This is a genomic window from Sorangium sp. So ce590 (genome assembly GCF_051521365.1).
Lineage (GTDB): Bacteria > Myxococcota_A > Polyangia > Polyangiales > Polyangiaceae > Sorangium.
The window spans coordinates 7,443,571-7,461,862 of record NZ_CP150346.1 but is presented as its reverse complement, the minus strand read 5'-3'; the positions used below and the strand labels follow the sequence as shown (position 1 = coordinate 7,461,862).

The window sequence follows — 18,292 nt, the reverse complement described above, 5'->3', positions numbered from 1 at the left end:
GTTCTCTACCGCTCCTCCGCCGCAGCCGCGGCCGCCGCGCCGCCGCGCGCGCGCCCTGCGTCGTGCGCCCGCCCGAGGTAGACCTCGATCACCTGCGCGTTGCCCTGGACCTCCTCGACCGGCCCCTCGCACAGCCTCCTGCCGGCGTGCAGCACCGTCACCGTGCTCGCGTAGCGCCGCACGAACTCCATGTCGTGCTCCACCACCAGCACCGACCGCTGCTTGGCGATCTCCTGGACGAGCTCCCCCGTGCGGTCGCGCTCGCGCCGGGTCATCCCCGCCACCGGCTCGTCGAGCAGGAGCAGCTTCGGCTGCTGCACGAGCAGCATGCCGATCTCCAGCCACTGCCGCTCCCCGTGCGCGAGCACCGCGGCCCGCAGCTCCGCGCGCCGCCGGAGCCCGATCCGGTCGAGCGTCTCGGCGATCTCCTTCTCCTGCGCCGCGGACAGCCCGCGGAGCAGCCCCGGCGCGCTCTCCCGGAAGCCCATCGCCGCCTCCAGGTTCTCGAGCACCGTGAGGCTGCCGAAGACGGCCGGCGTCTGGAACTTCCGCCCGATCCCCTGCTGGACCAGGGCGTGCTCCGGCAACCTGTGCACCTCGACGGCCTCTCGCCCCGACTCCCCACCTCCGTGGAACACCACACGTCCGCTCGACGGCCGCGTCTTGCCCGTGAGGATGTCGAGCAGCGTCGTCTTCCCCGCGCCGTTCGGCCCGATCAGGAACCTGAGCTCCCCGCGCTGGATGGAGAAGTCGAGCCCGTCCAGCACCTTGAAGCCGTCGAAGCTCACCGTCACCTGCTGGACCTCGACGATGTTGCCGCGGCTCATCCCCTCGCTCCTCTGTTCGTCGTCGCGCTCATTCATCGTCCATCCCCGCGTCCATTCCCGCGTCCATCCCCGCGTCCATCCCCGCGTCCATCCCCGCGTCCATCCCCGCGTTCATTCCCGCGCTCGTCCCCGCTCATCTCCGCTCCTCCCCCTCAGCGCCCGGACGTCGCCGGCACCTCGGTGCGCGCCGCCGGCTCGACCTCGCCCGCCGCCCCGGCCACGGCGGCCTCGCCGAGCGCGCCCGCCCGACCCGCCGCGCCGCCCGCGTGGCGGCGCACGAGCCTCGACCCGTGGCGCCGAAGGAAGCCGGCGACGCCGGTCGGGAGCAGCATGACCGACGCCGCGAAGAGCGCGCCGAAGGCGAGCTGCCACACCTCGGGATACGACTCGCTCAGCGCGCTCTTCCCCAGGCTCACAAGGATCGCGCCGACGACCGCGCCGATCAGCGTGCCGCGCCCGCCGACCGCCACCCAGGTCACCATCTCGATCGACGGCATCACGCCCATCGAGGACGGCGAGATGAGGCCGACCTGACAGACGAACAGCGCGCCGGCGATGCCGGCCATGCCCGCCGACAGCGCGAACACCAGCGTCTTCAGGGTGACCGGGTTGTAGCCGAGGAAGCGCACCCGGTTCTCGTCGTCGCGCATCGCCACGAGCAGGCGCCCGAAGCGCGACTGGGTGAGCCTCCGGCAAAAAAGGTAGAGCGCCCCCAGGCAGAAGAGCGTCACGAAATAGAGCACCGTCTGCGTCGAGGCCGCCCCGCGCGCGAAGCCGAAGATCGTCTTCAGGTTCGTGATCCCGTTCGTGCCGCCCGTGAGCGCCTGCTGGCCGATGAAGAGGATCGACGCGATCAGCGTGAGCCCCTGGGTGATCAGCGAGAAGTACACCCCCTGGACGCGGCTGCGGAAGACGAGGTAGCCCACCGCCGACGCGATCGCCATCGGCAGGAGCACCACGGCGCAGACGGCCACGACCGGCGAGCGGAACGCCTCCCAGAAGAAAGGCAGCGCCTCGAGGCCGCTCCAGCTCATGAAATCGGGCAGGCGCGAGCCCGACGTCTCCAGCTTCAGGTACATCGCCATCGCGTAGCCGCCGAGGCCGAAGAAGAGCCCCTGTCCGAGGCTCAGCATCCCGCCGTAGCCCCAGATGAGGTCGAGCCCGAGGGCGACGATGGCGTAGGTGAGGAACTTGCCGAGCAGGTTCAGCCGGAAGTCCGAGAGCACGAGCGGCGCGACGAGGAGCGGCAACGCCACCGCGAGCGGCGCGCCCCAGGTCCAGAGGAAGCTGCGAAGGGTGGAGTCTCGAAGGGCCATGTCCGTGTCCTCTTCTATCGGGTGCGCAGGGCGAGCAGGCCTGTCGGCCGCCACTGCAAAAAGGCGATCACCAGCGCGAACACGAGCGCCTTGCCGAGCGACGCCGTCGTCGAGAGCTCGAGCAGCGTGTTCGCGACGCCGATCACGAGCGCCGCCACCACCGTGCCGGGCAGCCGCCCGAGGCCGCCGAGGATGACCACCATGAAGGCGTCGACGATGTAGTTCGTCCCGAGCGACGGCCCGATCGAGCCGAGCTGCGTCAGCGCGCACCCCGCGACCCCGGCGAGCCCCGCGCCGAGCGCGAACGTCGCGGCGTCGACCCGGCGCGTGCGGACGCCGAGGCACGAGGCCATCTGCCGGTTCTGCATCACCGCCCGCAGCCGCCTGCCGCCCGCGGAGCGGTGCAGGTACGTGTAGACGGCGACGATGCACGCGATCACGAGGGCGATCAGGAAGACGCGCTTGTAGGGCAGCTGCACCCCGCCCGAGAGCGCGACGCCGCCGCTCAGCCACGACGGGCTCGAGACCTGCACGTTGGACGCGCCGAACAGGCTGCGCGCGGCCTGCTGCAGCACGAGGCCGACCCCCCACGTGGCGAGCAGCGTGTCGAGCGGCCTGCCATAGAGAAAGCGCACGATCGTGAGCTCGAGCAGGAGCCCGAGCACGCCGGCCACGAGGAACGAGGCCGGCAGCGCGAGCAGGAACCAGAGCCCGGCGTCCGTCCCCCCGACGAGCGGCGCAAGGTGCTGCCCGACGACGTACGTCGTGTAGGCCCCCGCCATGATGAACTCGCCGTGGGCCATGTTGATCACGTTCATCAGCCCGAACGAGAACGCGAGGCCCATCGAGATGAGCAGGAGGATCGAGCCCAGGCTCAGGCCGTTGAAGGCGTGGAGGAGAACTTCGTTCATGCTAGAGCACCGAACAGGTTGAGACGCCGCGCAAGAGAGGTAAGAGCCGCAGAGGCACAGCGGGCATCACGACGAGCCCCCTGTGCGCTCTGCGCCTCCGTGGTCGGGCCCTCGGGCTTCGAGGGCGGGACTGCCGCCTCCGGCCGCGCTACTTCGCGGCCAGCTCCTTCGCCCAGGGGTATGCGGCGAGGTACGGGTCCGGCTGGACCGGCTTGCCCGAGCTCCAGACCTCCTGGATGAGGCCGTCCTTGCGCACCTGGCCGATACGCACCGTCTTCCAGGTGTGCTGGTTCTTCCCGTCGAGCCGGACGAGCCCCCCGGGCGCGGCGTACTCGATGTCTCCGGCGCTCGCGGCCTCCTTCACCTTGGCCACCTCCGTGGACTTCGCCTTCTCGACGGCCAGCTTCCAGAGGTAGACCCCGAAATAGCCCGCCTCGATGGGATCGTCCGTGACGCGCGCGGCGCCGTACTTGGCCTTGTACGCCTCGACGAACTTCTGGTTCTCGGGGGTCTCCGTGGTCTGGTAGTAGTTCCACGAGACGAGGTGTCCGGCGATGTTCTCGGCGCCGATGCCGCGCACCTCCTCCTCGGCGACGCTCACCGAGAGGACCGTCATCTTGTCGACCGTGTAGCCGGCGTCCTTGAACTGCTTGAAGAACGCCACGTTGCTGTCGCCGTTCAGCGTGTTGAAGACGGCGTCCGGCTTGGCCGCGCCGATCTTGCTGATGATCGTGCTGACCTCGGTCCCGCCGAGCGGCAGGTACTCCTCGCCGGCGAGCTCGCCGCCCTTCGCCGCGAGCTGGGCCTTGATGATCTTGTTGGCCGTGCGCGGAAAGACGTAGTCCGAGCCGAGCAGGTAGATGCGCTTCTTGCCCTGCTCCAGCAGGTAGTCGATCGCGGGGACGATCTGCTGGCTCGGCTCGGCGCCGGTGTAGAAGATGTTGGGCGACTGCTCGAGGCCCTCGTACTGGACCGGGTAGAAGAGCAGGCCGTTCAGCTCCTCGAACGAGGGCAGCATCGCCTTGCGGCTGGCGCTGGTCCACCCGCCGAACACGACGGCCACCCCGTCCTGCTGGATGAGCTTTCTGGCCTTCTCGTTGAACGTGGGCCAGTCGCTGGCGCCGTCCTCGATCACGGGCGTGATCTGCTTGCCGAGCACGCCGCCCGCCTTGTTGATCTCCTCGATGGCGAGGATCGTCGCGTCCTTCACGGCCACCTCGCTGATCGACATCGTGCCGCTCAGCGAGTGGAGCACGCCGACCTTGATGGTGGCGCTGTCCGAGGCGGGCGCCGCGGGCGCCGTCCCGGGCGCCGGCGCCCCCTCGCCCTCCTTGTCGCAGGCGGAGAGCAGGGCCGCGCCGGCGAGGGCCGCCGCCGCGAAGCAGACCGCCCGCCGCCGAAAGGAGCCCGTCGCCGGCCGCTCCTCAACGTCCAACCCAGACGTGAACATATTCAACGCATCCTCCTTGGGTGCCGGTGCGCGTTCAATGCCCTGCATCGACGCGGCGATCCGACTGCACGAGAGCCGTGGGAAAGCTCGGGAGTCGACAACTGGAGACTCCCGGCTGGACACCGAAGGACCGCCCTGCGCAGCAGGGCTCGGCCCTCGGACAGGGGCCAGCGACACGATGTCGCGGTGAAATGTCTAATGCCGAGTGCCATGTTTCCTCGAGGTTTCCTCGAGATGAAATGTCGACCGGTCGGGCGACGAGGCGCGCTTTCCGCCGGCCATTTGGGTCCCCGATCACAAAGCGAGTCTCGCGCGCGCCGCCTCGACGGCGGCGGCTGCGGGCACGGACGCGGGCCGCGCGCGGGCGGGCAGGGCGGCGCGCGGAAGGGCGAAGGGCAGGGCCGTCCGAGGCGCCTGCGCGGCCGGGCAGGCGTTGGCTCCGGAGCGCCGGCCCCGGCAGCGAGGCGCGCGCGCCACGCCAGGTGTCGCCGGCGCCGATACGGTGTGGGGAGCTCTGGCCTCCGCGCGCACGAGCGCTGAGCGCTCCGGCGCTGTTGCGATGAGGTGCGCTCTCCAGTGCAGTAAAAAACTTGTATCAAGAGCGGTGGAGCCCAGGTACATTGATGGATGCTGTCTGCGCCCTGTGCTCGAGCGACACGGACGGCAGACGGGGTGGAGCGTATGAGAAGCACGAATCACATGCCCGGTGAGACGGATGGGCGATCCGCGAGCGGTGGAGCGACGCCGAACAGCGTCGTGGCCGGGCCGCGGGACGAGAACTCGGTGGTGATCTCCCTGAGCGCGCTGCTCGCGGTGGAGCAGGCAGCGACCACGAAGGTGGCCGGCGCGCGGATCGATCAGGGCCCGAAGGGCTCCGGGACGGTGGATATCCACGGACCGGCCGCCGGCGATGAACAGGAGCGCAGCAGCTACCTGGATCTCTTTCCGTTCGGCGCGCCCGAGCTGCCGGCGTTCAGGTCGCCTGATCTCACGCCGGTGCCGTCCGAGGTCCCGATCGACCTGCGCCCGCCGCGCGCGCGGCGGGCGGCGGGGGTGCGCTATGGCGCCATGGGCCTCGTCGGCGCCGCGGTCGTCGCCAGCGCGGTGTGGCTCGGCGCCCCGCGCGAGACGCTCCACGCGGCCGCGCAGCCCGGGGTGCGGTCCGCGGCGAGCGCGGCGCTTTCGCACCTGCCGAAGGCGGAGGCGAACGCCCCGGCCGCGATCGCGGCGGCGCCTCCGGCAAAGCCGGGCGACAAGGCGAAGGAGCGCGCCGCCCGCGGGGCGAAGGCCCGGCCCGCCGCCCCGGCAGGCGCGGGCAAGGCCGCGGCGAAGCGCACCGCCGGGAGCAGCGGACCGGCCGCCGGCGCCGCCGCACCGCCGCCGAGCCAGGGCGGCGCGCGCGCGGCGAGCGACCCCTGCAAGGGCGACCTCGACTGCGCCATGCGGCGCGCCGCGGGCGGCTCGTAGCGCCGCCCGTCGCGCGGCGATCCAGCGCTCTCCCTTCCTCGCGTGAGCTCAGCGCACTTCGCGTGAGCTCAAAGCAGCTTGCCCGGGCGCCGCGCCGGCGCTCTGGCCTCGGCGGGACAGCCCGGACGAGCCGCGGGAACGCCGGAATGACGCGCTGCTGCAAACCGGCCTGACTGGGCCGTTCGTTCGCCTGGATACTGCTTCCCTGTACGAGGATGTCGCACGAGCGAGCTCGTCCGGCCCCGGTGTCGCGCATGAGCCGCTGAGGGCGCCTGCGCTCGTCGTGGTTCCCGGAGAGCAGGTTATCTACGCGACACACTTGATCCCCCACGTCGCCTCCGTGCTAGGATCTGCTCTTGCTTCACAAGTTTGCTGATGGTGGATCGCTCACACGCGCCTGGCGGGCGCATCTCGCGGAAGCGCGCGCTCTTCGAACGCCTCCGGGGGGGCGCCCGCAAGGCGCAGCTGTGAGCACGCAGCGGATACCATCGCGTAAATTTCTGGTGTAGGAACAGAACCCGGCGCCAACGGCGGCGCTGAAGTGCACAGGAAGGGCTGCCGGGCGGCGTCGCTCGACGCGTCCTTCCACATGAGCAGCGCAACTCTTCTTGTCGGAGGATTCATTCATGAAAGCTCTTGGTTTTGCGGCGATCCTGGTCAGCGTGTGTGCGATGGCAGCCTGTACGATCACCGACGGCGACGGCGGCACGGGCGGTGAGGGCGGCACGGGCGGCTCGACGAGCACCTCCACGAGCACCACGTCGGGCGCCGGCGGCGAGGGCGGTGAGGATAGCGGCACGGGCGGTGAGGGCGGGGGCAATGAGTGCTCCAGCCTGGAGGCCCAGGCGTGCATGACCTGCTGTTCTGAAGCACGTCCCAGCGAGGCGGAGGCGTTCAATGCGCTGACCTTCTTGCATTGCGGCTGCGCGGCAGAAAGTCGGTGCGCCGCGTTCTGCGACACCACGGATTCCACGACCGACGTCTGCGGCGAAGACGGGGAGGTGAACGTGGAAGTGAACAACACCGATTGCGAGTTGTGCGTCATCGAGGAGTCGGAGACGGGCCCGTGCTACGACGACGCCTACACGGCCTGCGAGGCGGCCGAGGACTGCCAGGCGCTCACCGAGTGCTCGAACTCCTGCGAGTGATCTACCGCTCTCCGGCCTGACCGGACAGGACAGGCGGCCTCTCGCAGGTCGCCTGTCGTGTTTTGTGGGCCCGACGCGAAGGTGGCTCGGGGCTCGGCCGCTCTCCTGCGCGACATGGCCGCCTGCTCAGCGCTCCGGGGGCCTCACGGCGCGAGGCGCACCACCAGGATGTCGGCCGCGGTCGACTGCGCCGCGGCGCCGTCGAGGTCCACGCTCCCCTCGACCGTCCCCGCGAGCAGGACGTGACCGCGGTCCACGGAGGCCGCGACGCCCGCCGCCGACCGGCGCCCGCCGCTGCGCCCGGCGCCCGGGCCGAGCCGCTTGCTCCACACGTGGCGCCCCTCGGCATCGAGCCGCGCCGCCACGATGTCGCTGCCGCGGCCGGCGCCGTCGAGGGGGCCGCCGCCGAGATCGGTCGGGCCCTCGACGCTGCCGGCGAGGACGAGCCCGCCGTCCGCCTCGAGCGCGAGGCGCGGCGGCTGCTCCGCCGGGTAGGCCCGGCTGAAGCGGTGCTCTCGCGCGGCCCCGAGCTCGACAACGAACGCCGAGAGCCCCTCCGAGAACAGCGTGCCGCTGCCCAGGTCGAGGAGCCCCTCGAACGTCCCGCTCAGCGCGATCTCGCCGCCCGGCCCGATCTCGATGTCGCCCCCGTACTGCCGGCGGCCGTCGCCGAAGGCCAGCGACGCGACGTGCTCGCCGCGCTCGTCGAGCTTGGCCAGGAACACGTCGCTCATCCCCGCGGACGACAGCCGGGGCGCCCCCTCGCCGAAGTCGAGGTCGTCCTCGAAGGTCCCCGTCAGGACCACATCCCCGCGCGCGTCCACGGCCACGCCCGTCGGCTCCTGCGTCCCCGCGCCGCCGAACACCCGCGTCCAGAGGGGCACGCCCGCCGCGCTGAGCCTGGCCACCGCCACGTCGCTCCCGCCGTGCCCGAGGAGCGCCGACGCGACCACGACGTCGCCCGCGGCCGAGACCGCGACGTCCTGCGGTTTGCCGGGGAGCAACGTCCCCCAGCGCAGCCCGCCTCCCGCGTCCAGCTTGACCACGAACCCTTGCTGCGCGGGCGCGGTGAGCCCGGCGGCGCCCATCACCCCCACGAGGTCGCCCGCGATCGCGATCTCGCCCCCGGCGTCCACCGCGAGCGCCTGCAGCGCGCCTTGCCCCTCGTCGACGAGCCGCCGCACCCACGCGACCGCGCCGTCGGCCTCGATCCGCGCCACGAAGACGTCCCGCTCGGCGCCGGTCGCGATCGGCCCGGCGCCGAGGTCGAGGGAGCCCTCGAACTCGCCGCCCAGGATCGCGAAGCCCCCGCGGCCCGCCGCGAGCGCCCGCGCCCGCTGCTGACCGGAGCCGCCGAGGAGCGCGCCGAGGAGCCCGCCGGGGAGCACCGCGCCGCAGTCGCCGCCGCCGCTGCAGTCCTCGTCGGCCGGCGTCGTGCAGTCCTCGGCCCGCGGCGTGACCTCGCCGGTGCAGGCGCCCCAGCGGCCGTCGTCGCCGCAGGTGCGCCGGCCGGCGCTGCACGCGCCGACGCCCACGGTCCCCGGCGGCCCGCCGTAGGGGCACACCTCGACCGTCCCCGGGCCGCAGGCGCAGACCTCGCCGCCGCCGGCCGGGGGGTCGCCGGCGTCGCCGTCCGCCTCGTCGACCGCGCCGTCGCAGTCGTCGTCGGCCGCGTTGCCGCAGCGCTCGGGCGCGGGCGTCACCTCGCCCTCGCAGGGGCCGTAGCCGTCGCCGGCGGCGTTGCACCGCCGGAGGCCCCGCTGGCAGGCGCCGATCCCCTCGGTCGTCGGCGGCCCGGTGTAGCAGGCGACGGCCGAGAGCGGCTCGCAGCGCTCGTCGACGAGGAGGCCGTCCTCGAGGCCGAGCAGCGTGTTGCACCCGGCGCAGCCGAGCGCCACGAGCGAGAGGCGCCCGCCGATCCCGATCGCGCCGCGCGCGCCCACGTCAGTAGCTCCCGCCCACGACGAGCGAGAACGCCCCGGGGCCGGCGGCGGCCGCCGCCGTGGCGCGGCGCGCGGGCGGGGCGGCGGCGCGGGGCGGCGCGGTCCAGAGGAGCAGGCCGGCCGCGAGCAGCGCGGCGGTGCCGGCCGAGAAGGCGATCGTCGAGGCGGTGCCGGCGGACTGGGCGTCCTCGCGCAGCGCGACCCCGGCGGCGTCGCAGCGGTTGCGCGCGTCGCAGTGGCCCCGGTTCGAGGCGTCCCGGCGGGCGATCGCCTCCGCGCCGAACACGGCGCCGAGGCCGAGCCCCACGAGGCCGGCGCCGCCGGTCGCGAGCGCGATCATCCGCTGCGCGCGGCCGCCGGTGTCGCCGCCGTCGCCGCGGCCGGCGCTCCCCAGGACGGGAGGCGCCTGCCGGCGGGGGCCCGGCAGCGCCGCGGAGAGCGCGCGCGGGGGCGGCTCCTGCTCCAGGGGGGGCACGTGGATCACCACGCGCGCGCCGTCCGGCGGGACGGCGCGCGCGGTGGACCAGCGCCTTCTGCCGGGCGCACGCGCCTCGACCGTGTGGGTCCCGGGATCGACCGGGAGCGCCTGCCCCCACTGGGCGGGCAGGATCAGCACGCCGTCGCGCCGGATCTCCAGCCCCGGCGCGGCGCCGGCCGCGGGCGGCTCGATCGCCATGCGCGAGAGCCGCGGCTCGAGCGCAGCCGCGAGCGCAGCCGCGCGCGCGGCGCGGGGGTCGCCCGCGCTCTTCGCGATGGCCGCGGCCTCGCTGAAGACGTTCCAGGCGCCCGCGGTCCTGCCCGCGCGCGCGAGGCACTCGCCGAGCCGCAGGAGGAGGTTGATCGCCGTCGGATCGAGGGTCCTGCCCTGCTCGAGCACGGCGCACGCCTCGGCGACGCGCCCCGCGTCGAGCAGCTGTCGGGCGACCTGATACAGCGCGAGCACCTGCTCCTTGTGTCCCCCGGGCTGACCCGGGTTGGGCTGACCCGGGTTGAGCTGTCCCGGGTTGGGCTGTCCCGGGTTGGGCTGTCCCGGGTTGGGCTGTCCCGGGTTGGGGGGCCTCAAGCTGGGCTGTCCCGGGTTGGGCTGTCCCGGGTTGAGCTGTCCCGGGTTGGGCTGGTTGGGCTGTCCCGGGTTGGGCTGTCCCGGGTTGGGGGGCCTCGAGCCGGACTCGGAAGCCGCCCCGCTCGCCGGCGAGAGCGACAGCGACAGCGCCGCGAGGGCGCAGGCGAGCCGGCGCGGGCGCGAGCTGCAGACCTTCGGGAGAGCTCCTCGGCGCATGGCGATCACCAGGGGCTGTCCGGCGCCCCCACCGTCGGAGCGTTCGCGCCGAGGCTGGGCCCTGCCACGTGGACCGGAGCGCCGGCCGCGGAGTCCCGACCGGGCGGCGGCGCCGCAGCAGACGACGTCGTGGGCGCGGGCCCCGGAGCGGCCTGCGCCGGGGCCGCCTGCGGCGCCAGGCCCTGCGGCGCCAGGCCCTGCGGCGCCAGGCCCACCCGCGTCCCGGCCGCGAGCGCCGCGCGCGCGGGCGCGCGCGACGGCCTCCCTGCGTTCGCCCGCGCGAGCGGCGCCCCCCTCGCGGGTGCGACGGGGCCGGCGCCGTCGAACGCGGCCGGCGGCGCATCTCTCGCGTCGGGTTCGGGCGCGCCGCACGCGCCGCCGTGCGGCGCGCCGCCAGCCGCGGCGCGGGGCGCGTGGAGCGGCCCGCCTGCCACGGGGGTCCCCTGCGGCTCCGCGGCGAGCCCCTGCGGCACCGCCGCGAGGTGCTGCGCGCCGGCGCGGTCGGTCCAGGTGACCCCCCCCGTGCGCGGCCCCCCCCCCGTGCGCGGCCACCCGGGCGGAAGGACGGTCATGGCCAGCGCGGCGCTCGCGGAGAAGGCGCCGGCCGCCAGCCATGCCCGCCTGGGGCGGCGGAGGACCCCGGACCCCTGCGCCTCGGACGGCCGAACGGCGGTCGCGGGCGGCCGGAAGGCGCTCGTGGGCGGCCGGAAGGCGGTCGTGGGCGGTCCCTCGTCCAGCCATGTGAACGTCGGCTGGCTCCGCTGGACCGCCGTGGGCAGCGTCGCGTCGGGCGGCCCGCGCAGCGCGAACGGCGCGAGCGCGGTCGCGAGCTCGCGGGCCGAGGCCGGACGGCGGGCCCGGTTCTTCTCCAGGCAGCCCATCACGATCTCCTCGAACCCCTCGGGCAGATCGGCGCACACGTTCCGGAGCGGCCGGGGCGCCTGCTCCGACACCACGAGCACGAGCTGCTCCAGCGTCTCCGCGCCGAACGGCAGCGCGCCGCTCACGAGCTGGTACAGCACGACCCCGAGCGCCCACAGGTCCGCGCGCAGATCCACGTCCTTGGGCGTGAGCATCTGCTCGGGCGCCATGTAGCGGCGCGAGCCCATGACCGACCGCGCCGTCGTCATCTCGAGCCCGTCCTCCTCGGGCCTCGCGCACGAGAACTTCGCGACGCCGAAGTCGAGCACCTTGATGAGCGGCGTGCCGTCGGTCCGGTACGTCAGGAACAGGTTCGCGGGCTTCAGATCCCTGTGCACCATCCCGAGCGCGTGCGCCTCCATCAGCGCGACGCAGGCCTGACGGACGTACTCGGCCGCCTCGTCCACCGGCAGCCGCCCGCGGCGCTCCACGATCGAGCGGAGATCGTTGCCCGAGAGGTGCTCCATCACGATGTACGGGACCGGCAGCGCGATCCCCGGCCTCGGCGCGAGCGCGCCCAGGTCGTGGACCCGCGGCACGTGCTCGGTCTTCAGCCGGAACATCCCGCGCGCCTCGCGCTGGAACCGCCTCAGCAGCGCCGCGTTGCCGCAGTGCTCCGCCCGCATGAATTTGATCGCCACGAGCTCGCCCAAAGACAGGTGCCGCGCCGCGACGACGGCCCCCATCCCGCCGATCCCGAGCAGCCGCTCGACCCGATAGCGGTCCGCGATGACCTCGCCGCAGTGCACGGGCACCACTCCCTCTTCATCGCTCACTACGCGCCCCCCCACTCCGTCGCTCTGAGATTGCAGACCGACCAGCCACGATCTCGGACCGGATGGTTCCTTGCAGGGCCACGCTCGTCGCGCTTACCGCAGGCTCTGCTGAGATTCGATTCTCCGGAGAGGCAATGCGTCGCGTCGCCTGTCGAATTTTCCGGCGCTCCTGTGGGCGCTTGCAGGCGCGCTCCGTGCGCCGCGGGCGATCCGGAGCACGTCTCCGCCCCGCACGCGCCGCCCGGCCGTTGCGCGCGGCGGTTCCTTTTCGGCGTTCCTTGCGATACATGCGCCCCGTGTCTGGCTCTCCCGCCCTGGTCTGCCGCGGCCTGGTCAAGCGTTACGGCGATGTCGTGGCCGTGAACGGGCTCGACCTCGAGGTGCGGCGCGGCGAGTGCTTCGGCCTGCTCGGCCCGAACGGCGCGGGCAAGACGACCACGGTGGAGATCCTCGAGGGGCTGACCCGCCCCGACGCCGGGGAGGTCGAGGTGCTGGGCGAGCGCTGGGCGGGGGACGGCATCGCGCTGCGCCAGCGCCTCGGCATCCAGCTCCAGGAGACGCGCTTCCCGGACAAGCTCCGGGTCCGCGAGGTGATCGCGCTGTTCCGCAGCTTCTACCCGCGCGGGCTCGATCCGGAGGAGGCGCTGCGCTGCGTGTCCTTGCAGGAGAAGGCGGGCGCGTTCGTGCGCGGGCTGTCGGGCGGGCAGAAGCAGCGGCTCTCGCTCGCCTGCGCGCTCGCGGGCGACCCGGAGGTGCTCTTCCTCGACGAGCCGAGCACCGGCCTCGACCCGGCGTCGCGCCGCGAGATCTGGGACGTCGTCGAGGACCTGAAGGCGCGCGGCCGCACGATCCTCCTGACCACGCACTACATGGAGGAGGCCGCGCGGCTCTGCGACCGCGTCGCGATCGTCGACCGCGGGCGGCTGCTCTCGCTCGGCACGCCGGCGGCGCTCGTCGCGTCGCTGGGCGCCGAGCACGTCGTGGAGGTCGAGGTGGACGGCGAGATCGCCGAGGAGGAGCTCAGGGCGCTGCCCGGGGTGGAGGCCCTGCGCTTCGCGGACGGGGCGCTCCGGCTGACGGTGCGTGACGTGGCGCGCGTGCTCCCGCCGCTGCTCGCGCTCTGCGCCGCGCGCGGCGCCGCGCCGCGCCGGCTCGCGACGCACCACGCGAGCCTGGAGGACGTGTTCATGGCGCTCGCCGGGCGGAAGCTCGCGGGCGAGGAGGCGGCGTGATGGCGCGGTGGTTCCGCTCGCTGCGCGGCGCGCCGCTCGTGCTCCTCATCCGGGCGCGGGTGGCGGAGTTCCTGCGCGAGCCCGAGGCGCTCTTCTGGATGCTCGTGTTCCCCATCCTGCTCTCGTCGGCGCTGGCCGTCGCGTTCCGGGACCAGGCCGCGGCGCCGCTGCCGGTGAGCGTCGAGGTGGGCGCCGGGGCCGAGGCGCGGCGCGCCGCGCTCGAGGCCTCCGGGCAGGTCGTCGCCCGGGTGGTCCCGCGGGAGCAGGCGCAGCAGGAGCTCCGGGCCGGCAAGGTCGCGCTGGTCGTGCTGGCCACCGATCCGCCCACGTACTGGTTCGATCCGACGCGGCAGGAGAGCCGCATCGCCCGGCTCGAGGTCGACGAGGCGCTCCAGCGGGCGGCGGGGCGCGCGGACGCGTTCCGCCCGGCAGCGCTCGAGATGACCGAGAGGGGCTCGCGCTACATCGATTTCCTCGTGCCCGGGCTGCTCGGCATGAACCTGATGTCGACCGGGATCTGGGCGATCGGCTTCTCGATCGTGCAGCAGCGCATCGGCAAGCTCCTGAAGCTGTTCGTGGCGGCGCCGATGAAGCGCTGGCAGCTCCTTGTCGCGCACCTCGGGGCGCGGCTCGTGTTCCTGGCGATCGAGGTCATCGCCTTGCTGCTGTTCGCGGTCCTCGCCCTCGGCGTGCCGATCGCCGGCTCGCTCGCCGCGCTCGCGCTGGTCATCGTGGTCGGCGCGCTCTCGTTCGTCGGGCTCGGCCTGCTCATCGCGGCGCGGCCGCGGACGCTCGAGGGCGTCTCGGGCCTGACCAACCTGGCGATGTTCCCGATGTGGATCTTCTCCGGCGTCTTCTTCTCGACCGAGCGCTTCCCGGACGCGGTCCAGCCCTTCATCCAGGCGCTGCCCCTCACCGCGCTCAACGACGCGCTCCGCGGCGTGATGCTCGAGGCCACGCCCCTCGCCGCGCTCGCGCCCGAGCTCGCGGTGCTGGTCGGCTGGGGCGCCGTCTGCTTCGCGCTCGCCCTCAAGCTCTTCCGCTGGCAGTAGCCCGCGCTGCCGCCGCGCTCGGGCCTTCCGGCCGGGCGGGTGCTTCCCTGCCAGCAGCGCTTCCGCAGCGCTGGTGGTCCGGTGCTGCTCCCGCAGCACGCCGTCGTCGCGCTGGGGGCGGCGGTGCCTCGCTCTGCGCCGGCGCGCCCGTGGTCCCGCTCGCGGGCACGCCGCTTGCGCTCAGGCAGGGCAAGCAAGGCACGCAGGGCACGCACGGCGCGCAGGACGGCACGTCCGCGCGCGAGCGCCAGCACCGAGACCGAGGACAACCCATGAGCGACAATCCGCGGCAGATCCGTTTGGGCGCCTTCTTACCTGGCGCAGGACACCACGTGGCCGCCTGGCGGCACCCGCACGCGCAGGCCGATGGAGGCATCCGCTTCGGTCATTACAAGCGCATCACGCAGACGGCGGAGCGGGCCAGGTTCGACGCCGTGTTCCTCGCGGACGGGCTCGCGCTGCAGAACCGGCCGGGGGCGCAGGGCCGCACCGCCTACGGGGCCAGCTTCGAGCCGGTCACGCTGTTCTCCGCGCTCGCGGCCGTCACCGAGCGCATCGGCTTCATCGCCACGGCGTCGACCACGTACGAGGAGCCTTACCTGCTGGCCCGCAAGTTCGCCTCGCTGGACCACCTCAGCCAGGGGCGGGCAGGGTGGAACGTGGTCACCACCGGTGGGGGCGAGGCGGCGGGGAACTTCGGGCTCGACGCCCACCCCGACCATGCGCAGCGGTATGCCCGGGCGCGCGAGTTCGTCGACGTGGTCACCGGCCTCTGGGACAGCTGGGAGGACGACGCCTTCCTCCGCGACAAGGCGTCGGGGGCCTACTACGACCCGGACAAGCTGCACACGCTCGATCACAAGGGGAAGTTCTTCTCCGTTCGGGGGCCGCTCAACATCCCGCGTCCGCCCCAGGGGCACCCGGTGATCGTGCAGGCGGGATCGTCGGAGGCGGGCAGGGATCTCGCGGCGGAGACGGCCGAGGTGATCTTCACCGCGCAGCAGACGCTGGAGGATGCGCAGGCCTTCTACGCCGACGTCAAGGGCCGGATGGCCAGGTACGGTCGCCACCCCGACCAGCTGAAGATCATGCCGGGGGTGTTCCCCGTGGTCGCCCGGACGGAGTCGGAGGCCAGGGCGAAGTACCAGGAGCTGCAGGACCTCATCTTGCCGGAGGTCGGCCTGTCGCTGCTCTCGGGTCTGTCGGGCGGGATCGATCTGTCGGGGTACCCGGTGGACGGTCCGCTGCCCGATCTGCCGGAGACCAACAACAACAAGAGCCGGCAAGCGCTGATGTTCGACATCGCCCGCAAGCGCAACTTCACCATCCGCGAGCTCTATCTCTGGGTGGCGGGAGCGCGCGGGCACTGGACGCTCGTCGGCTCGGTGGAGCAGATCGCGGACCAGCTGGAGGCGTGGTTCACGCAGGGCGGGGCCGACGGGTTCAACGTCATGCCGCCGTGGCTCCCGGGCGGGCTGGATGATTTCGTCGAGCTGGTGATCCCGGAGCTGCGGCGTCGTGGGCTGTTCCGAACGGAGTACGAGGGCCGCACGCTGCGGGAGAACCTCGGGCTGTCCCGGCCGGCGAACCGTCACGCGAGCAAGGCCAGGTCGCGGGCGTCGGCGGCCTGACGAGCTGCACGTGATCGATGCAGACGAACGTGAACGGCATGAGCCACGTATACAAGAAAACAGGGTAGATCACGAGCGGCGCCGGTCGACATGCGCGCTGATCGAACCGCCGGTGGGCGGATTGTTCATCGCTGGATTCGCGCAAATCCAGGTGTGAGTCGCTGTCTCCTGGCGCTCCGCCAGCGCGCTTGACGAGCTGCCGGTGTCATCCAAAGTAGTTGGGGCTGGTCAGCTCCGTCGTGACGACTCTGTCGGTTTCAGGGCAGGAGATCGAGCGATCTTGTCTCCCCTTCAATCAGGAGATTCCACATGGCTGAATCGACGAAGATCGTCGTGCTGCTCGCTGCCTCGTTGTCGACGGTGATCGCTGGCTGCATGGCGGCGACGGACGAGGTGGATGGGGATGAGCGGGGGGACCTGTCCGCCGTCGCGGCGCCTGCGGACGCCGAGGAGAGCGTGGGTGAGGCGTCCGCCGCTCATCACTGCCACCACTGTCCGCCGGGGACCACGTATGTCGCCGTGGTGAACACCTGTGTCACCGAGCCTGCCAGCTTCGATTATACACCCTGGGCCCACGGGTGCCCTCACGGCGCCATCCTGACTGGCCGCGGCAACGTCATTTGTTTCCCGTGCGAGAGCCCTGGCCCTCCGAGCGTCCCCATCGCCGTCGGTCTCCCGGGCCCGCAGCCCGGCCTCTTTCCCCCTCCGGTCGCGGGCGGCGGTTTTCCGGGCCCGCAGCCCGGCCTCTTTCCCCCTCCGGTCGCGGGCGGTGGTTTTCCGGGCTCGCCGCTCGGCGCCTTTCCCCCTCCGGCCACCGGCATCGGCGCGCCTGGCTCCCCGGCTCCGCTCGGCCCGTTCCCGTGACGCGCCGGATCCAGCCCTTGCTCTCGCGAGCGCGGTAGGCCCCTGCGAGGGGGCCGGGCAGCCCGGCAAACCCCTGCGAGGGGGCCGGGCTGCCCGGCAAAGCCTCCGGGCGTGCGCCTCTCGCCCCGGTCCTCAGCCGCTCAGCCGCGCCCCGCCGTGCTCGCCGGATCCCCCACGACCGTCGTGCGCAGCCGCTCCTTGATGTCGTCGGACAGGCACATCCGCGAGACCATGTCCTCGAACGTGTCGCGCCGCCGGATGAGCCGGCTCCGCCCGCCGTCGATGAGCACCTCGGCCGGTCGCAGCCGGCCGTTGTAGTCGTAGCTCATCACGTGGCCGTACGCGCCGGCGTCCATCAGGACGACCACGTCCCCCTCGGCGACGTCCGCGGGGAACTCGCGCTCGCTGATCCACATATCGGTGTTCTCGCAGACCTGGCCCGTCATCGCCATCGGGGCGGTCTGGCCGCGGCGGCCGTTGATCCGCACCTCGTGGTAAGCGCCGTACATCACCGGCCGCGCCATCGTGTTCATCGAGATGTCGGTGCCGATGATCGTCCGGTATCCCTGCTTGATCGAGATCACCCGCCCGAGCACGCTGCCCGCGTCCCCGACGAAGTAGCGCCCCGGCTCCATGACGAGGCGGGGCGCCTTCAGGCCGTGCTCGGCGCACTTCTTCTGCACCATCGCGGCGATCTCGCGGGCGACCGCGTCCACGTCGAGCGTCGGCTGCTCCCTGCGGTAGGGGATGCCGAGCCCGCCGCCGATGTCCAGGAACGCGAGGTCGAAGCCGAGCTTCCGGGCGACCGGGCCGATCAGGTCGAGCAGCTTGCCGGTGACGTGCGCGAAGCTCTCCGGCTTGTTCGCCTGCGAGTGAGGCATCATGTGCACCCCGAGCCGCTCGACCCCGTTCTCCAGCGCGGTGCGGTAGGCCTCCTCCACGTAGCGCGGGTGGATCCCGAATTTCGCGGACGGGCCAGCGAACGGCTTCAGATCGGGCGTCGCGATGTCCTCGCCGCTCGGGTTGATCCTGAAGGACATGCAGCGCGGCCGCCCGAGCGAGAACAGGCGCCGCAGGATGCCGTGGTCATCCACGTTGAAGATCACCCCGGCGCGCAGCCCAGCGGTCAGGTCGTCGTCCGAGAGGCTGTTGCCCGTGTAGATGATCTGCTCGCCCGAGAGCCCGAGCGCCTGCGCCAGGCGGATCTCGTTCGGGCTCGCGGCGTCCACGCCGGAGCCCTGCTCGACCAGGAGCTTCGCTATCTCCAGGTTGTTGCACGCTTTGATGGCGTAGAAGACGGACACCTCCGGGTAACAGCTGCTCAGCGCGCGCGTGAGTCGACGGAAGTTCTCCCGGATGCGCTCGGCGTCGTAGGCATAGAGCGGCGTACCGTACTGCTCCGCCAGGTCGCGCACCGAAATGCCACCGATCTTGATCTCTGCCTCTTGCATACTCCTCGTCGCGTCAACGCTTCC

The 18,292-nt window shown here is 72.8% G+C and carries 14 protein-coding genes; 6 read left to right on the top strand and 8 right to left on the bottom strand.

Features of this window, described 5'->3' with window-relative positions; genetic code table 11:
• Positions 1-5: 5 nt before the first annotated feature.
• The 4 genes from urtD to urtA all read right to left on the bottom strand — a co-directional run bounded on the left by urtD (position 6) and on the right by urtA (position 4,504).
• Positions 6-827, bottom strand: coding sequence for an urea ABC transporter ATP-binding protein UrtD (urtD, locus tag WMF28_RS27770; RefSeq protein ID WP_437596354.1), 822 nt, complete (start codon positions 825-827; stop codon positions 6-8).
• A gap of 152 nt (positions 828-979) precedes the next feature.
• On the bottom strand, positions 980-2,143 hold the full coding sequence (gene urtC / locus WMF28_RS27765) for an urea ABC transporter permease subunit UrtC (RefSeq protein WP_437596353.1): 1,164 nt from the start codon (positions 2,141-2,143) through the stop codon (positions 980-982).
• Between the two features lie 14 nt (positions 2,144-2,157).
• Positions 2,158-3,054: an urea ABC transporter permease subunit UrtB gene (urtB, locus tag WMF28_RS27760; protein WP_437596352.1), complete on the bottom strand. Its 897-nt coding sequence runs from the start codon at positions 3,052-3,054 to the stop codon at positions 2,158-2,160.
• A 148-nt stretch (positions 3,055-3,202) separates the two neighbouring features.
• Complete coding sequence (urtA, locus tag WMF28_RS27755; RefSeq protein WP_437596351.1) at positions 3,203-4,504, bottom strand: urea ABC transporter substrate-binding protein; 1,302 nt, start codon at positions 4,502-4,504, stop codon at positions 3,203-3,205.
• 699 nt (positions 4,505-5,203) lie between these two features.
• Between urtA and WMF28_RS27750 the strand changes: the two genes are divergently transcribed.
• Both WMF28_RS27750 and WMF28_RS27745 read left to right on the top strand, forming a co-directional pair.
• On the top strand, positions 5,204-5,971 hold the full coding sequence (locus WMF28_RS27750; protein ID WP_437596350.1) for a hypothetical protein: 768 nt from the start codon (positions 5,204-5,206) through the stop codon (positions 5,969-5,971).
• A 626-nt stretch (positions 5,972-6,597) separates the two neighbouring features.
• Entirely contained in the window at positions 6,598-7,119 is a 522-nt protein-coding gene (locus WMF28_RS27745) for a hypothetical protein (RefSeq protein WP_437596349.1), read from the top strand.
• A gap of 143 nt (positions 7,120-7,262) precedes the next feature.
• On the opposite strand, the gene WMF28_RS27740 is transcribed toward WMF28_RS27745, so the two are convergent.
• Genes WMF28_RS27740 through WMF28_RS27730 form a run of 3 tightly spaced genes read right to left on the bottom strand, consistent with a single transcriptional unit; the run spans position 7,263 to position 12,011 of the window.
• Complete coding sequence (locus tag WMF28_RS27740) at positions 7,263-9,062, bottom strand: hypothetical protein (RefSeq protein ID WP_437596348.1); 1,800 nt, start codon at positions 9,060-9,062, stop codon at positions 7,263-7,265.
• Between the two features lies 1 nt (position 9,063).
• Positions 9,064-10,341 (bottom strand): tetratricopeptide repeat protein, encoded by a 1,278-nt coding sequence (locus tag WMF28_RS27735; RefSeq protein WP_437596347.1) that lies wholly within the window; start codon positions 10,339-10,341, stop codon positions 9,064-9,066.
• 5 nt (positions 10,342-10,346) lie between these two features.
• The gene (locus WMF28_RS27730; protein WP_437596346.1) at positions 10,347-12,011 is read right to left on the bottom strand and encodes a protein kinase domain-containing protein; all 1,665 of its coding nucleotides are present in this window, start codon (positions 12,009-12,011) and stop codon (positions 10,347-10,349) included.
• A 314-nt stretch (positions 12,012-12,325) separates the two neighbouring features.
• Here WMF28_RS27730 and WMF28_RS27725 point away from each other — a divergent pair, with 314 nt between their 5' ends.
• The 4 genes from WMF28_RS27725 to WMF28_RS27710 all read left to right on the top strand — a co-directional run bounded on the left by WMF28_RS27725 (position 12,326) and on the right by WMF28_RS27710 (position 16,817).
• Positions 12,326-13,270, top strand: a complete 945-nt coding sequence (locus WMF28_RS27725; protein WP_437596345.1) for an ATP-binding cassette domain-containing protein — start codon at positions 12,326-12,328, stop codon at positions 13,268-13,270.
• Positions 13,270-14,322: an ABC transporter permease gene (locus WMF28_RS27720; RefSeq protein ID WP_437596344.1), complete on the top strand. Its 1,053-nt coding sequence runs from the start codon at positions 13,270-13,272 to the stop codon at positions 14,320-14,322. Before WMF28_RS27725 ends, WMF28_RS27720 begins: the two co-directional genes overlap by 1 nt.
• Positions 14,323-14,594: 272 nt before the next feature.
• Positions 14,595-15,953: an LLM class flavin-dependent oxidoreductase gene (locus WMF28_RS27715; protein WP_437596343.1), complete on the top strand. Its 1,359-nt coding sequence runs from the start codon at positions 14,595-14,597 to the stop codon at positions 15,951-15,953.
• Between the two features lie 309 nt (positions 15,954-16,262).
• The gene (locus WMF28_RS27710) at positions 16,263-16,817 is read left to right on the top strand and encodes a hypothetical protein (RefSeq protein ID WP_437596342.1); all 555 of its coding nucleotides are present in this window, start codon (positions 16,263-16,265) and stop codon (positions 16,815-16,817) included.
• A 140-nt stretch (positions 16,818-16,957) separates the two neighbouring features.
• Here the strand turns inward: WMF28_RS27710 and lysA are convergent, their stop codons facing one another.
• The gene (gene lysA / locus WMF28_RS27705; protein WP_437596341.1) at positions 16,958-18,268 is read right to left on the bottom strand and encodes a diaminopimelate decarboxylase; all 1,311 of its coding nucleotides are present in this window, start codon (positions 18,266-18,268) and stop codon (positions 16,958-16,960) included.
• Positions 18,269-18,292: the final 24 nt, after the last annotated feature.

Bases quoted from the DNA above. Each gene is read 5' to 3' on its own strand.
- urtD (WP_437596354.1), bottom strand. From the start codon at position 827: ATGAGCCGCGGCAACATCGTCGAGGTCCAGCAGGTGACGGTGAGCTTC.
- WMF28_RS27715 (WP_437596343.1), top strand. From the start codon at position 14,595: ATGAGCGACAATCCGCGGCAGATCCGTTTGGGCGCCTTCTTACCTGGC.
- WMF28_RS27745 (WP_437596349.1), top strand. From the start codon at position 6,598: ATGAAAGCTCTTGGTTTTGCGGCGATCCTGGTCAGCGTGTGTGCGATG.
- lysA (WP_437596341.1), bottom strand. From the start codon at position 18,268: ATGCAAGAGGCAGAGATCAAGATCGGTGGCATTTCGGTGCGCGACCTG.
- urtC (WP_437596353.1), bottom strand. From the start codon at position 2,143: ATGGCCCTTCGAGACTCCACCCTTCGCAGCTTCCTCTGGACCTGGGGC.
- WMF28_RS27720 (WP_437596344.1), top strand. From the start codon at position 13,270: ATGGCGCGGTGGTTCCGCTCGCTGCGCGGCGCGCCGCTCGTGCTCCTC.
- urtA (WP_437596351.1), bottom strand. From the start codon at position 4,504: ATGTTCACGTCTGGGTTGGACGTTGAGGAGCGGCCGGCGACGGGCTCC.
- urtB (WP_437596352.1), bottom strand. From the start codon at position 3,054: ATGAACGAAGTTCTCCTCCACGCCTTCAACGGCCTGAGCCTGGGCTCG.
- WMF28_RS27750 (WP_437596350.1), top strand. From the start codon at position 5,204: ATGCCCGGTGAGACGGATGGGCGATCCGCGAGCGGTGGAGCGACGCCG.
- WMF28_RS27725 (WP_437596345.1), top strand. From the start codon at position 12,326: ATGCGCCCCGTGTCTGGCTCTCCCGCCCTGGTCTGCCGCGGCCTGGTC.
- WMF28_RS27735 (WP_437596347.1), bottom strand. From the start codon at position 10,341: ATGCGCCGAGGAGCTCTCCCGAAGGTCTGCAGCTCGCGCCCGCGCCGG.
- WMF28_RS27710 (WP_437596342.1), top strand. From the start codon at position 16,263: ATGGCTGAATCGACGAAGATCGTCGTGCTGCTCGCTGCCTCGTTGTCG.